Consider the following 15,427-nt stretch of genomic DNA (forward strand, 5'->3'; position numbering starts at 1 on the left):
ATTAGCAAAGGAAAGTGTTCAAGTATCAATATATGGAGCTTGCCATAGAGCAAGCCAAACTTGCTCAGAAAGATGATGAGGTTCCCATAGGTGCTGTAATAGTTAGTGGAAGCAATGTTGTTTCTTCTGCACACAATATATCCAATGATCCAACTGCACACGCAGAGATGTTAGCGATCAGACAAGCATTTTCAACTTCCACGCTTTGTGATGCTGAGATGTACGTAACATTAGAACCATGTCCGATGTGTGCTCAAGCTATTTCCTTTGCCAGAATTAAACGATTGTACTTTGGGGCTTATAATCCAAAAGGTGGAGGAATTGAAAATGGTGCTAAGATATTTCAATTTTGCAGCCATATACCTGAAGTTTATGGTGGAATATTAGAAACAGAATGCTCTTTTTTGTTAAAGGATTTTTTTGAGAAACTAAGAACCTAACTTAGACTTACCAAGCACCATTAGACTTTCCTGTTATTCCAGTACGTGACATACAACAGAGGATGTCATGCAAGTAGCTGACACACATCTGTACGAACATTGTCTACCAGGAGGGTGTCATGCAAGTAGCTGACACATAGTTGTACGAATATTCATTTTTGAAGGTAAATTGCACAGCAAATGGTGTCATCCCAGTTCCCAGACACTGGGATCCAGTAAATTTATTTCCTATATATGAAAAGTTATTATGTTTATATACAGACACATCAGGAATGGAAAGATTTATATGATGAAATTGCATGATAAAGGCTGGATCCCAGTGTCAGCTACTTGCATGACAGCAGTCCTACGTCATACCGCCGCGGTATCTCTAGATCCCGCTAACAAGCAGCGGGATGACGGTTGTCAGGGTGTCAGCTACTCGGATGAAACCCTTTCCCGGTGGAGATCACTATCAAATCACATAAGAGAAAACTAAGACCAATCAAATTTCTTATCTTGCGGTTTTATTTGCAATATTGCTACCACACTGACCAACAAGCAGAAGACTATATAAAGTCCAGCAGCAAGGTTTGTTTGAGGAAATGTTACAGTCAACCAAATACAAACCATAGGAGTAAATCCTCCATGTAACGCATAAGAGATATTGCGTGATAAGCTCACACCACTAAATCTAACATTGGTAGGAAAGAGTTCAGATGCGACTATTCCTATGGGAACTATACCTCTTTCTATTATAGAAAGAGCCATTACACTAAGCATAATTATAAGGTAATTTTTGTAGTAATATGCGATAGATAACGCAGGACAACATAGTGCCATTGTAATTGCTATAAATAAGATTGCAGTGCGCTCTTTTCCAACTTTATCAGCCAACATTCCAAACGCTATTGAAGATATCGGCATTAATACACTGGTTATAATCAATACAATTTCGTTGATATATGTCGTTACATACACATCCACTAATGCTATTTCCTTTGCGAGTGTTCGAAGAAATATGGTAAATCCGACAGCAACATTAACAGGTACAGATATTAAAATAGCAAGTATAAGAGCTCTCTTGTGGCGCTTTATAAGCTCTATTATTGGCAAATCAGGTAAATTTCTTTGTTTTCGATTTTTTTCATATGCTGGAGTTTCTCCCAATGTGTATATGCTATACGCGCTAATTAATCCTAAAATAGCTGAGAAAATAAATGGCAATCTCCAACCCCAGATGCAAAAATCAGTAGTTTTTTTGCAGATAATTACTATCACCGCAGAAAGCAAGACACCAATGGAGCGACCAAAGCCCATTATTCCAAAATACATCCCTAAGTTTTCTTTCCTACTGGATAAATGCTCTATAAGATAAACAGAACTTCCTTGTTCACCACCAAGTGCAATTCCTTGTGTTATATGGATTGCAAGAAGCAATATAGTAGAAATGATACCTACTTGATTGTGACTTGGAATAAATGCAATAAGACTTGATGGTATCGATATTAGCAAGATAGTAATTATTAATGCTATCCTTCTTCCATACTTGTCACCAATGTGACCAAATATGAATGCACCAAGTGGCCTTACAATTGCGCCTAGCCATACAATTCCAAATAATTGCAGTATGCTGTAGTAGACATCTTTTGCAAAACAAAACTCTCTGCTGATTATGTTAATCAAATCAATAAAGAGCATGTAGTCATACCATATTGCGATTCTGCAGAGTATGGTTGATATCAACACCCTTGTTTGCACTAAATTCAATTCGTAAATGTTTGCTTATTCTATTCTGGCTGCTTTTTGGGATTTTACAACCTAAACATATATAGCTAAAGTGACTTAGGCTTACCGATAATTTGAAAAACAAAAATTCGTCATTCCGCTACTAGTTAGCACCGCGGCGGTATGACGTGGGGGAACCTTTCTTGGGTTAACTATAGAGTTGACTTTTTTATTATGGTGTGTGATAATTAAAATGCTATTAAAATCAGAGGTAAAGTTATGACAATGGAATATGAGCAGTGGAAAAGAATACTAAGTACAGTTAATGAAGAAGGGAATTTAAGTAAGGACAATGTAATTGAAAGAATAGAAAAAGCATTAGGAAGTAGGTTAATTGAACTATCAAGTCAGTTAAGTGGAACCCATGATCAGGAACATGATGAACTCAAGGAAAAGCTTCGCCTATGGAGGGAAAGTGGATTTTTATTGGATTATCGATTCGGTAGTGATATAGGTACATTACTGCACATAGCTGCTAGAAATAACTATGTAAATATAATAAAGCCCCTGAAGGACAAGGGTACAGATATTAATATACAGAATGAGCGTGGAAATACTCCCTTACATGAAGCTGTTGAAAGTGGCTGTAAAGAAGCGGTACAGTCTCTAATAGAAAATGGAGCAGATGTAAATGCAAAAACTGAAGGGAGTGAAGACACTCCTTTGCACTTTGCTCGTAATGCAGAAATAACAGAACTTTTAATAAAAAATGGAGCGAGTGTTAATGAAAAAAACAAACATGGACTTGTCCCTTTACATAATGCAGTTGAGTGCAAAGTAGGTATAGTAGGATGGTTAATAAAAAAAGTGTTCAGCATTACTGCTCGAGATGAGGATAAAAATACGCCTTTACATAACGATGGCCATACAGATGCAGTAAGGGTTCTGTTACAAGCAAAAGGGATTGATATTAATGCAGCAAATGAAGATGGGCTGACTTCTTTACATTTAGCTGTAACACGCGGCTGTACAGGTACAGTGAAGACCCTATTACAAGCAAAAGGGATCAATGTTAATGCAGAAGATAAAAATGGATGGACTTCTTTACATTTGGCTGTATTACATGGCTATACAGATACAGTAAAGGTTCTATTACAAGAAGAAAGAATTGATGTTAATGCACCAAGTAAAGAGAGATATACCCCTTTACATTTAGCTGCATTATGTGGCAACACAGATATAGTGGAGATTCTACTACAAACGAAAGGGATTGATGTCAATGCAGAAGATAAAAATGGATGGACCCCTTTATGTATGCGATTAGCCACCCAACATACAACCCAATATATAACGAATGTTGCAACAGAGGCAGGCATAAATGTTAATACCACAGACTTATCGACATTTTTAGATGAAAATAGCAGTAAAAAGATAGTAGATGCTCTTATGGCAAAGAGTGCAAACCATCTATTAAAAAGCAAAAATGGTGAAACTCCCATGGATTTTGACAAAAATGGATATATAAGACAGTTTTTAGAGAAGAAGGCAATAAAAAATGGGTTATTTGCCGGTTGTTCAACAGCAGTATTAGGCGCTGCTATAGCAGTAGCACTTTTTGCAACCGGAACGGTTGCAGTTGAGTTAATACCTATAGTAATAGCAGTGGTTGCAGTTGCAATAGCAGCACTAGCGGTTGGTGGTATTACGTATATGATGTCAAAGCCTAGTACTAAAATGGAAGAAGCAAAAGAAGAAAAAACTGCTGGAGATGAGCGGGAAGTACCATCCTAGTGTCCGCTACTCAAATGACGTGGTGAGGCGTCATCCCGCGCAGAATAATTAATCGTCATCCCGCTAACAAGTAGCGGGATGACGATTGTCAGGGTGTCATCCTAGTAGTGTGACACTGGTTCACTCTATAATGATGCCATCCCAACGCCCTCTTCTTGTCATCCGAGTAGCTGACGCTGGTTCCTTTATGACGGTTTCAGCCCAGTGCCTTTGTTACTTCTTTTTCCCATTCTCATTTACTTCTTGTGCTTTTGCTCCATCTACTTGAGTACCAGGTAATACTGCATATGTAATACCACCAACTACGAGTGCAGATGTTACTGCTATACCAATCATTACTAACATCTCTAACCTAACTGTACGTTCAAGTGCAGTAAATGCTATCAGTCCAGCAGCAAGATCCATACCAACAGTAGCGGTGTACAGTGCTGCATTGCTTTGTTTTGGTTGCTCAGTTGTTTTGTTTTTAGCTTCTAATTCTTTATTTTTCTGCGTTAACTGCTGAACTTGAGAATTTTGAGCTTGTAAGTCTTTCTTTAGGTTTTCAACTTCAGTATTTAGTTGTGCTATTTCCTGATTTTTAGTGTTTAATTGCTCATTTAAGCTTTTAACTTCGGTATTTTTAGCGTTTAAGCCTACCTCTAACTGCTCAAGCTTGCTTACTTTTTGTTTTATTTCATCTGATAGTTCACCTTTAGCTTTATTTTTGAAATCATCTTGAGCTTTCAGTTCAGTTTTTGCAGCCGTTATTGTTGCTTGATCAGCTTTGAGTTGAGTTTTCACTTCCTCTGTTAACTCAATTTTTAGATCAGCTTTTACTTGATCTATTAGATCAGTTTTGAGCTGAGTTTTCAGTTCATCTCTTGCAGCCGTTATTGTTGCTTGGTCAGTTTTCAGTTCATTTTTTATTTCCTCTCGTAATGCAGCAATTTCCTCTTCTACGTTGATTTGTTCATTTTTACCATTCAACGCTTTTTAAGAAAATTTCCTAGGGCTTGTTTTTGTGGGATAGCCAGGCTCTGACCATTATTATCTAAAACAGCAATAAGACTTTTTAAATCTGAATTAGGCATATTAAACCTCAATATATATAATTAATATTACATCACACCTTTAGAACCTAAGGTCAAGTAATATTTTTACCATAGCATAGAAAATTTATGTTCGTAAACAAAAAATTTTGGCGTAAAATTGCCGTAATTGTGCTAACTTAGAGCTTAAAATTGAGAAATATTTATGTTAAAAGAAAAATACGGCTTTAAAGAAATTGAAGACAAATACAACATATTATGGGAAGGTAGTAAAGTTTATAAATGGAATGGTGAAAAGGATAACACTTTCACTATAGACACACCTCCACCAACAATATCGGGTAAATTGCATATCGGCCATATATTTAGCTATTGCCACACAGACTTTATTGCAAGGTTTCAGCGCATGCTGGGAAAAGATGTGTTTTACCCAATTGGGTTTGATGATAATGGGCTCCCCACTGAAAGATTGGTTGAACAAACCTATAAAACACGTGCAAAAGAAGTTGGCAGAGAAAAATTTATAGAGATGTGCCATGAGGTTATTGAAAAATCAAAGCAAGAATTTAAGAAACTATTTAAATCGGTCGGCATTAGTTATGACTGGAGTTTGGAATATCACACGATCAGCAAGGAAACTGTGACACTTTCTCAAATGTCATTCATTGATCTATATAATAAAGGGTATGCATATAGAAAAATGCAACCTATTCTTTGGGATCCGGTTGATAAAACCGCAATTGCGCAAGCAGAAATAGAAGATAAAGTTTTTGAGTCATCCTTAAATACGATAGTTTTCTCTACTCAAGAAAATGAGCAGATCAATATTGCAACTACGCGACCTGAGTTACTTCCCGCATGTGTTGCAGTTTTTTGCCACCCAGAGGATGCACGCTACACTCATCTGATCGGAAAAACAGCCGTAGCGCCAATAACAAAGGAAAAAGTTCCAATAATAGCTGACGATAAGGTAAAAATAGATAAGGGCACTGGGCTTGTTATGTGTTGTACATTCGGTGATGAACTCGACATATATTGGCAGCAAAAGCATAATCTACCAATGAAAATTATCATCGATCAGGATGGGAGGATGAACCTGCATCCACCACATGGTCAGAAGGAAAGAGCATGGATCCCAGTGTCAGCTACTCGGATGACAGGAGAAAGGGCTACTCAGATGACAAAAGAAGACGTCATTCCAGCGCGTGACGCTGGAATCTACAATGAAATCAATGGATTGAAAGTTACAGCAGCAAGAAAGAGGATGATTGAAATCTTGAGTGGAAAAGGACTTTTGATAGAAAGCACTAGCATTTCTCATTCTGTCAAATGCGCAGAAAGGTCTGGTGCATCACTTGAGATATTGCCTACTTATCAATGGTTTATCAAGACCTTAGAGCAAAAAGCTCAAGTATTAGATAAAGTAAAAGAATGCAATTGGCATCCAGCTACTATGCGTAAACGTATGGAAGTGTGGATAGAAGGGCTAAATTGGGACTGGTGCATCTCAAGACAGCGCTATTTTGGTGTGCCATTTCCAGCGTGGTATTCCAAACGTAAGGGAGAAGAAGGTAAAATTATTCTAGCTGAGATAAAGGACCTACCTATAGATCCACTCAAAGATTTGCCAAAAGGGTATAGCAAAGAAGAGGTTATCCAAGATCAAGATGTAATGGATACCTGGGCCACAAGTTCAATTACTCCTCAACTAAGTGCACTGGCAGTAAACAGTGAGTTTAGCTTACCAAATCATCGCTATAATACAATATTTCCTGCAGATCTGCGCAGCCAGAGCCATGAGATAATAAGAACTTGGGCTTTTTATACGATTTTGAAAGCACATTATCATGCAGATTCTTTACCTTGGAAAAACATTATGATCAGCGGTTGGTGTTTAGCCGATGATAAGAAAAAGATGAGTAAATCAAAAGGTAACATCATCACTCCTCATGTAATACTTGAAACTTATGGAGCTGATGTAGTACGCTATTGGGCAGCGAACTCAAGGCTTGGAGTTGATACAGTCTACTCTGAAAATATATTTAAAATTGGCAAGCGCCTAGTTACAAAACTTTGGAACGCTAGCAAGTTTGTTTCCATGTTCATGGAAAAGCATCAAGTGATGAGCATAAATTCTGCTCACGAGACAATAGATAAGTGGATATTGTCTAAGTTATACAAAGTTATAGAAAGAGCAACGAATAACCTATTACAGTTTGAATACTGCGAAGCTTTGGGCGTAATAGAGGAATTTTTTTGGAAGGATTTTTGTGATAACTACTTGGAATTAGTAAAAAAACGCGCGTACGGAAGCAGTGAAGCAACCTTAAGTGCAAAACAAAGCTTGGCGTATGTGTTAAATGTTATTTTGCGGTTATTTGCACCTTTTTTGCCTTACATGACAGAAGAGATATACCACCAGTTGTATAGTTATAATTCTGTACACAATCAAAGTAATTGGCCGAGCAAAGAAGAGCTTATCTACGATAAATATTCAGAGGAAATGGGAGACAATTGCGTGCAGATATTAAACATTATCAGAAAGATAAAAGCAGATAATAATGTATCAGTTAAGCATTTGATAAAGAAATTAGTGATAAAAGCAGATCTACGAGAGGACAAATTGAATCAATCCGTGCAGAATGACCTACAAGCAGTTTGCAATGCGGAAATGATAGAGTGGATGCAGTCTGAGCTTGAAACTGAAGACGGGAAATACATAGTGAATATAGACTTATACTGATTTTTATAGCTTTACTTCCTTTGATATCCATGCTATTATAATCATTATTAGTTGTGAGGATGAGGGATTTGTATAGTAAAACCAATGCACCATATCTTATAGCTGGTGCTTTTGCTACTTTGGTATTGCTTGCATCTGGGACACTTGCTGTTGCTTCTTATGTTGCATTCTTATCTCCAATTGCAGCCTTTAATGTAGCTCTTCCTGTTGCCTTGAGTTTATCTATACTATCTACTTTGATACTCGCATTTTAATGCAAGATGATTAGTAATAATAAGAAAATAGAGGTTGAGAAAAATAAATTTGCTGAAAAAGAGCAAGAGTTAGAAAGCATAAAACAACAATTTGAGAGTAAGGTACAAGAGTTAGAAAATAAAATAGCTTTAGGAAAAGAAGCTGCAAGCAAAGAAGTGGAGGAATTGAATAATCAACTAAATAGATTAACTCGAGAAAAGCAAGATGCAGACAAAGTGATTGAAGGGTTAAATAAGGAAATAGAGTGGTTAGAGGACCCACAAGAAGAACTATATGATGAATCAGAAGGGAAGGGGGGAGATGAAAATAAAAATGAGGAGTTAGAAAAAAAGATAACAAAAGAAATAGAGAATCTAAAGGCATGCCTCAATATAACAAGTAAAAATGTTGATTTACATAAACAAAAAGAAAAGCATTCATCTGAAAATTCTAATATTGATAATGCTCTTTTTGATAAATCTCTAAAATTGGAAAAGAAGCACAACGAACGTCTTAACAATACAGAGGAAATGCTAAACACGCTGGAACAAAATTTATTACAAGGAAAAACAGTACAAGAAATAGCTAATTTACTGGAAATGATAATGATAAAGGGTCTAAGCAGTGAACATTCATCAGAAATTTGAAGGAACAGGTGAAAATAAGCTCGCTAATGGACTAACTTTCCCGAAACCACTTTCTCCTCGCACATCCACACCAAGAAGATATCCTAGAAAATCTCTATCTCCTAAAAAGGAAGATGAGGATGAGAATAAAGAAAATTCAGAGCAACTAAATCACGAAAATCCTAATACAAGTACTGGCAGCCCTAATTTATCGCTTTTTAGAGATGCAACAAATAATTCCTATCACACCTTAATGATGTAAGTGCAGGGACCTCCACAGATAAGAGAATTTTAATAAATATATACAAGACTGCTAAAGTTTTGTTCATGAGGGGAGGGGAGTAATGAGCAATTTGTTTAACAAAGCTAATACCAATTCCCACTATACAAAGAACGGATAGACAATAATGGGAAAAAAGCCATACTAAAGTAAGTGAAGTAGCGAGGTATAAATGGCATTAAGATCAAAATTATTGGATGAAAAAGTAGTAGAATCAGCAAAAGAAATGCTGAAGAAAGTAAGGAACAATGTATATGTTTCAAAAAAACTAAATGCTGTAATTGCGGCAAAAAAGCATAGTATAACGGCTGTAGCAAAAATATATTGCATTTCAAGAAGCGCACTAACTTCGTGGATAAAACTCTTGAAATTTGGCAGAGAAGAAAAACTGTTTGCTCCTCCATCACGCCGTAGAAAAACTAAATTAAATCAGGCTCAACTACAGCAAATTGAAGCATGTATAGAAGAAAATCCTAATATTACCATTAAAGAAATGAGAATAAGAATCCAGGAAAAGTTCGGATTAAATATCAGCAAATCTACAGTACACCGCCATATGCAAAAGATGAAATTTTCATATATTACACCAAGACCAGTACACAACGTACAAGATAAAAGTAAACAAGAGGAATTCAAAAAAAAATCTCAATGAAGTTATTGGCAAGTATCCAGAAAAAGAGCTATTTTTCTTTGATGAATCAAGGTTTGGCACACATTCGAAAGTTGGGCATGGATGGTTTAAAAAAGGCACTAGGACTCGGGTTAAAATAAAATTAGGTAGGCATAATTTTTATCTCTACAGTGCAGTTAATCCTAAAAATGGAGAGAGTTTTAGCTTATTTGCACTAAATGTTAACACTGATTGCATGAATGTATTTCTTGAGCAAATGTCGCAATATCTAGGGACAAGAGAAGCTGTTCTTGTTATGGACTGTGCTAGTTGGCATAAGTCAAAAAATTTAAAGGTAGCTAAAAATATTGAGATTATATACCTACCTCCATATTCACCTGAACTCAATCCTGTTGAGAGGCTTTGGTTATACATAAAACAGAACATTTTGCGCAATAAAATATACGATACAATTGCTCTGCTTTAGGGTGCTTTGTGCAAATTTATTACTTCTCTTGCCAGCTCCACAATTAAACAACTCTGCAATTTCTCCTATTTGACTGACCAACAATGAGAATTGGTATAAGTCTGAATCTTTTCCAGTTATTTTAGAAGAGGTTAAATCTTTTTTACGCATTGAGAACGATCAAGATGATAAGTTGATTTCAGATCTAATTTTTATGGCAACTGATTATGCTGAGTGGCATATGGAAAAGTCACTGGTGAAACAAACATGGCAAGTTTCATATGAATATTATGTACCTCGTAGGATCTATTTAAGCTATGGCCCTGTGAGTAAGATAGTATTGGCTACTGCAATGATGTCTAAAGGTCAAGAGAAGAGAACACTTAAGTATTATTTTAGTGATGTAGGGGCTACGTTGAGTTTTTCAATTATTTGAATGCAATAAGAGTTGATGTTGTATACGAGGCTAGCTATGACAATGTTCCTGAGCAGATAAAACTAGGTATTATGCGGCATGTTTCTGCTATTTACAAAGATCGTGAATCGTGGGTAAGTAGCCATTTGTCTGAAGTGAAGAAGGTGTATTCTCCATTTCGCGAACCAAAGGTTGTTTTGTAGCTCTTTCTTGTCATCCAAGTAGCTCTGTACAAACATTGTCCACCAGAAGGGTGTCATCCCAGTGCCCAGACACTGGGATCCAGAAAAATTGATTGTGCACTATACAACATTTTCGATCAAAAGCTGGATTCCAGTGTCAAGCACTGGAATGACACCATCTGCCACGCAAATTGCCTGCAAATTGCAATGTCCGTACAGCCGCGTCTGAGTAAATCTGAGGATTAATCATGGAAAAAATTCAAGCTATAAACGAGTTGTACAGTAGCATTTATGAAGCACTAAAAGCAAACTCTGATTTAAGGAAATATGTTACTAACATTTATGACTACTTACCTAAACAGGTCACCATTCCTTACCTGAGATTGCATGTAGTGAATTATAATAATCTGCATATGCTGTCCAATTTTGCTACAAAGGCAAGATTTTCATGCGACATATATACCCATCATATAGGCAGTATGTTTGCCATTATAAGGTATATTAACTTGATACTTAAGAGTATTAAATATTCTGATAATGAAACTATTTTGGAAAGTAATTGTGCTATGAGTCAGCACGATGAGATTTTACATTCAACAATTAATTTTGATATTTTAATGAAAGGAGGTGATAATGAGCAAATTACAGCTAAAAATTAAAGATCATGACAATAATTTTATTGTGTTAAATAATATACGAAACCTAATACCAATTCTCATTGTTGATCAGTCAAATAGGAGAAATTGCAGAGTTGTTTAATTGTGGAGCTGGCAAGAGAAGTAATAAATTTGCACAAAGCACCCTAAAGCAGAGCAATTGTATCGTATATTTTATTGCGCAAAATGTTCTGTTTTATGTATAACCAAAGCCTCTCAACAGGATTGAGTTCAGGTGAATATGGAGGTAGGTATATAATCTCAATATTTTTAGCTACCTTTAAATTTTTTGACTTATGCCAACTAGCACAGTCCATAACAAGAACAGCTTCTCTTGTCCCTAGATATTGCGACATTTGCTCAAGAAATACATTCATGCAATCAGTGTTAACATTTAGTGCAAATAAGCTAAAACTCTCTCCATTTTTAGGATTAACTGCACTGTAGAGATAAAAATTATGCCTACCTAATTTTATTTTAACCCGAGTCCTAGTGCCTTTTTTAAACCATCCATGCCCAACTTTCGAATGTGTGCCAAACCTTGATTCATCAAAGAAAAATAGCTCTTTTTCTGGATACTTGCCAATAACTTCATTGAGATTTTTTTTTGAATTCCTCTTGTTTACTTTTATCTTGTACGTTGTGTACTGGTCTTGGTGTAATATATGAAAATTTCATCTTTTGCATATGGCGGTGTACTGTAGATTTGCTGATATTTAATCCGAACTTTTCCTGGATTCTTATTCTCATTTCTTTAATGGTAATATTAGGATTTTCTTCTATACATGCTTCAATTTGCTGTAGTTGAGCCTGATTTAATTTAGTTTTTCTACGGCGTGATGGAGGAGCAAACAGTTTTTCTTCTCTGCCAAATTTCAAGAGTTTTATCCACGAAGTTAGTGCGCTTCTTGAAATTCAATATATTTTTGCTACAGCCGTTATACTATGCTTTTTTGCCGCAATTACAGCATTTAGTTTTTTTGAAACATATGCATTGTTCCTTACTTTCTTCAGCATTTCTTTTGCTGATTCTACTACTTTTTCATCCAATAATTTTGATCTTAATGCCATTTATACCTCGCTACTTCACTTACTTTAGTATGGCTTTTTTTCCATTATTGTCTATCCGTTCTTTGTATAGTGGGAATTGGTATTAGAAGTAAAGTTTAGTAACTTTGTGATGAATGCATCAAAAAACAACGCTAGACGTAAAACCCAAAAACTTCCTAATTTAAATTTAAATGCTGTCTATGTTATAGAAAAATATCCCCATTTGGCGAAGAGCCCATGAACTGGATTTTGTTAACAAATATAAATATTAATAATTTTGAAGAAGCAGTAGAAAAAATACAATGGTATTGCTTAAGATGGAGAATAGAGGTTTTTCATAAAATTTTGAAATCCGGTCTTAAAGTTGAAGAATGTAGGCTCCAAACAGCAGACAGATTGATCCGCTTTCTTACAATTATGAGTATAATTGCATGGAGAATATTTTTTATCACATTGGTAGCTAGAACAAATCTGAATCTTTCTTGCACTGTCATACTGACTGATGACGAATGGAAGGTTTTATATACCAAAATGCTTAAGACAAAAAACTATCCTGAGACTCCACCACCTATAAGAGAAATTGTGAGGTGGGTGGCCAAGTTAGGAGGGTTTTTAGCTCGCAAAAATGACTTAGAACCAGGCCCTATAGCTTTGTGGAAGGGATGGAAACGTCTCTTTGATTTAGCAGAAGGATGGAGACTTGCTCATGAATTCTATACTTGTGGGTAATAGTAAGCGCTAACACGTAGCGGGATAACGAGGTTATCGTCATGCCACCGCGAACCGTCATACCGCCGCGGTATCTCTAGATACCGCTAACAAACAGCGGGATGACGGTTGTCAGGGTAGTACCTTCTCCTGTCATCCCAGTGCCCTGACTACTTGGATCCAGAAAACTTAACTTTAAATAAGTGGCTGCATAATAAAGACTAGATTCCAGTGTCAAGCACTGGAATGACATCATAGGGGCACTGGGATGACAAAAAAAGGAGCACTGACCATTTTCGGTCTCTTAAGTTGCTTTAGCTACAAACATTAAGAAATTTACCAAACGAAAAAAAAGGCAAAAGAAGCACCGTGGTGCGAGTTTTGACCCTATAATAATTTAAACTGGCGCTGTAATAATGTGCTGACGCTTAGTTTAAGCGCGATTTGGCTGAATGTAGAAAAAATTTAAAAGACATGCAGCCGCTATAATTTTATGTAATCCGCCAAAAAATACCCTAAGTTTTTTACTGAATTTTTATTGTTGAACCTGCACAGATCAAAAACAAGTTTTGAGTCATAAATACCATTAATACTACAATAAGGGGGCTGGCGGAGTTTGTAAAGCAATTTTTTAGCCCTGTCTCCTTGCCATAATGTTCATATCGATAGAAAAGCAAAAGAATAAAATGAAATATCAAGTGATATCCTCTATAATTAAATTTTTTGAATGAAGAGATGACGATTCGTGTAGGAATTAATGGTCTGGGTAGAATAGGCAGAGGCGTATTGCGTGCTATTTTCGAAATAGAAGAATATAGCAAACAAATAGAAGTTGTAGCTGTCAATGGATCGCTCAGTGCAAAGCAGCATGCACATTTGATTAAATATGATTCTGTTCATGGCAAATTCAGTGGTGATATTGACTTTAATGAGTCTCAAAATTGGCTATTTATAAATGGCAGAAAATTTTCTTTATATAGAGAACGGAGCCCTGAAAATATTCTTTGGAATGTTGATGTAATACTTGAATGTACTGGTGCATTTAACAAGCGTGAAGAAGCAATAAGGCACAATGCAGAGAAAGTGATTGTCTCTGCTCCAGTTCCAGATGCTGATGTAACTATAGTTTATGGTGTGAATAATGATATGCTCAAAAAAGAGCATAAAGTAATATCAGCAGGTTCTTGCACTACAAATTGCCTTGCTCCGATTGTGAAAGTCCTACACTCTAATCTAGGTATAAAAAGTGGCTTTATGACTACTATACACGCCTATACGAATGATCAAAATGTTCTTGATGGCAATCATAGAGACTTATGCAGAGCAAGGGCTTGCGGATTATCTATAGTGCCAACTACAACCGGGGCAGCAAAAACAATTGGTTCTATAATTCCTGAATTAAAGGGAAAGCTAGATGGCACTGCCGTCAGAGTTCCGGTTAGCAATGTTTCTATGGTTGATTTTAAATTTACGACTGATAAGAAAGCGACCGTTAAAGAAATAAATGAAATGTTTAAGGATGCAGCAAGCAATGTGCTTTCTGTATGCACGGAACCTTTAGTTTCAATAGACTTTGTGCATAACCCTTATAGCGCAATTGTGGATTCAACTGGTACATATGTTACAGGCGACATCTGTAGAGTTGCAGCGTGGTATGACAATGAGTGGGCTTTTTCGCTGAGAATGTTAGACATAGCATCATTGAGCCATAGTAAAGTATGAATGGAAACCCAAACAAATATGCTTCATTTTGTGAGCACTTTGCGGAACTCAGAAAAAGAGTTATCTTTTGCTTTCTATTTTTTTGCGTTGCTTTTGGTTTTTGTTACTACTTTAAGGAAAATATATACCGTTTTTTACTTGCACCTTTAATAGAAGCAACAAAAGATAGCGAAGGTTTTTCTTTAATTTACACAGACTTAACAGAGGCATTTTTTGTGTATCTTAGAGTTGCAATGATGAGTGCACTTTTGCTCTCTTTTCCTGTGTTTGCATGGCAATTCTATATGTTCTTAGCACCTGGGTTATATAAAAGTGAAAGGGCAGTGTTGTTACCATATTTAATTGCAACCCCGGTTTTATTTGTAACGGGAGCTACTGTAGTCTATTACTATATATTTCCTTTAGCCTGGAAGTTTTTTATCAACTTCGAACACAGTGGTAAATCCTTCGATATACCGATAGAGTTTATGCCATCAGTTAGCGAATATTTAGACCTCGTTCTCCAATTTATGTTTGCATTTGGCACTGCATTTCAAATTCCAGTAATACTCACATTGATGGTAAGAGTAGGGTTACTAACTACACAAAGTTTGTCAAATAAACGCAGAATCGCGATAGTGGTAATTTTTATTATCGCTGCAATCTTAACTCCACCTGATGTATTAAGCCAAGTAGGGCTTGCAATACCAATGCTGATTCTATATGAATTGTCCATTTTGATATGTAGGTATATTGAGAAGAAGGCAAAGGTTTGAATAAATATGTA

At 36.2% G+C, this 15,427-nt stretch carries 13 protein-coding genes and 5 pseudogenes; 15 read left to right on the forward strand and 3 right to left on the reverse strand.

Features of this window, described 5'->3' with window-relative positions:
* The first annotated feature begins 32 nt into the window (after positions 1–32).
* Positions 33–440, forward strand: a complete 408-nt coding sequence (locus tag OPR24_RS02445; protein ID WP_265033760.1) for a nucleoside deaminase — start codon at positions 33–35, stop codon at positions 438–440.
* Between the two features lie 474 nt (positions 441–914).
* On the opposite strand, the gene OPR24_RS02450 is transcribed toward OPR24_RS02445, so the two are convergent.
* Positions 915–2,120, reverse strand: a complete 1,206-nt coding sequence (locus OPR24_RS02450) for an MFS transporter (RefSeq protein ID WP_406833292.1) — start codon at positions 2,118–2,120, stop codon at positions 915–917.
* Positions 2,121–2,426: 306 nt separating this feature from the next.
* Between OPR24_RS02450 and OPR24_RS02455 the strand changes: the two genes are divergently transcribed.
* A complete protein-coding gene (locus OPR24_RS02455) occupies positions 2,427–3,938 on the forward strand; it encodes an ankyrin repeat domain-containing protein (RefSeq protein WP_265033762.1) in 1,512 nt (503 codons plus the stop codon).
* A 213-nt stretch (positions 3,939–4,151) separates the two neighbouring features.
* Here the strand turns inward: OPR24_RS02455 and OPR24_RS02460 are convergent, their stop codons facing one another.
* Positions 4,152–4,907 (reverse strand): hypothetical protein, encoded by a 756-nt coding sequence (locus OPR24_RS02460; RefSeq protein WP_265033763.1) that lies wholly within the window; start codon positions 4,905–4,907, stop codon positions 4,152–4,154.
* A 267-nt stretch (positions 4,908–5,174) separates the two neighbouring features.
* On the opposite strand from OPR24_RS02460, the gene OPR24_RS02465 reads away from it, so the two are divergent.
* From OPR24_RS02465 to OPR24_RS06605, 10 genes and pseudogenes are all read left to right on the forward strand, one after another.
* A complete protein-coding gene (locus OPR24_RS02465) occupies positions 5,175–7,712 on the forward strand; it encodes a valine--tRNA ligase (protein WP_265033764.1) in 2,538 nt (845 codons plus the stop codon).
* A 68-nt stretch (positions 7,713–7,780) separates the two neighbouring features.
* Positions 7,781–7,966 carry a hypothetical protein gene (locus OPR24_RS02470; protein WP_265033765.1) on the forward strand — a complete coding sequence of 62 codons (186 nt, stop codon included), beginning with the start codon at positions 7,781–7,783 and terminating at the stop codon, positions 7,964–7,966.
* A 6-nt stretch (positions 7,967–7,972) separates the two neighbouring features.
* On the forward strand, positions 7,973–8,593 hold the full coding sequence (locus OPR24_RS02475) for a hypothetical protein (protein WP_265033766.1): 621 nt from the start codon (positions 7,973–7,975) through the stop codon (positions 8,591–8,593).
* Positions 8,571–8,834, forward strand: a complete 264-nt coding sequence (locus OPR24_RS02480) for a hypothetical protein (protein WP_265033767.1) — start codon at positions 8,571–8,573, stop codon at positions 8,832–8,834. The genes OPR24_RS02475 and OPR24_RS02480 overlap by 23 nt, the downstream gene beginning before the upstream one ends.
* A gap of 190 nt (positions 8,835–9,024) precedes the next feature.
* Positions 9,025–10,036 (forward strand): annotated as a pseudogene (locus OPR24_RS02485) (IS630 family transposase).
* An 85-nt stretch (positions 10,037–10,121) separates the two neighbouring features.
* Positions 10,122–10,364 (forward strand): hypothetical protein, encoded by a 243-nt coding sequence (locus OPR24_RS02490; protein WP_265033023.1) that lies wholly within the window; start codon positions 10,122–10,124, stop codon positions 10,362–10,364.
* On the forward strand, positions 10,361–10,546 hold the full coding sequence (locus OPR24_RS02495; RefSeq protein ID WP_265033025.1) for a head-tail connector protein: 186 nt from the start codon (positions 10,361–10,363) through the stop codon (positions 10,544–10,546). Before OPR24_RS02490 ends, OPR24_RS02495 begins: the two co-directional genes overlap by 4 nt.
* A 58-nt stretch (positions 10,547–10,604) precedes the next feature.
* Positions 10,605–10,748: pseudogene (locus OPR24_RS06600) on the forward strand (WPE palindromic element domain-containing protein); the annotation flags it as partial.
* Positions 10,749–10,773: 25 nt separating this feature from the next.
* Positions 10,774–11,184 carry a DUF3168 domain-containing protein gene (locus tag OPR24_RS02505; RefSeq protein ID WP_265033027.1) on the forward strand — a complete coding sequence of 137 codons (411 nt, stop codon included), beginning with the start codon at positions 10,774–10,776 and terminating at the stop codon, positions 11,182–11,184.
* A pseudogene (locus tag OPR24_RS06605) lies at positions 11,159–11,230 on the forward strand (phage tail tube protein); the annotation flags it as partial. The gene OPR24_RS02505 and the pseudogene OPR24_RS06605, both read left to right, overlap by 26 nt.
* 10 nt (positions 11,231–11,240) lie before the next feature.
* Here the strand turns inward: OPR24_RS06605 and OPR24_RS02515 are convergent.
* Positions 11,241–12,252: pseudogene (locus OPR24_RS02515) on the reverse strand (IS630 family transposase).
* A gap of 82 nt (positions 12,253–12,334) precedes the next feature.
* Here OPR24_RS02515 and OPR24_RS02520 point away from each other — a divergent pair.
* The 3 genes and pseudogenes from OPR24_RS02520 to tatC form a co-directional block, all read left to right on the forward strand.
* A pseudogene (locus OPR24_RS02520) lies at positions 12,335–12,960 on the forward strand (IS4 family transposase); the annotation flags it as partial.
* 714 nt (positions 12,961–13,674) lie between these two features.
* Positions 13,675–14,661 carry a type I glyceraldehyde-3-phosphate dehydrogenase gene (gap, locus tag OPR24_RS02525; protein WP_265033975.1) on the forward strand — a complete coding sequence of 329 codons (987 nt, stop codon included), beginning with the start codon at positions 13,675–13,677 and terminating at the stop codon, positions 14,659–14,661.
* On the forward strand, positions 14,658–15,416 hold the full coding sequence (gene tatC / locus OPR24_RS02530) for a twin-arginine translocase subunit TatC (protein WP_265033769.1): 759 nt from the start codon (positions 14,658–14,660) through the stop codon (positions 15,414–15,416). The genes gap and tatC overlap by 4 nt, the downstream gene beginning before the upstream one ends.
* The last annotated feature ends 11 nt before the right edge of the window (positions 15,417–15,427 follow it).

It is taken from the genome of Wolbachia endosymbiont (group A) of Sicus ferrugineus, assembly GCF_947251515.1.
GTDB lineage: Bacteria > Pseudomonadota > Alphaproteobacteria > Rickettsiales > Anaplasmataceae > Wolbachia.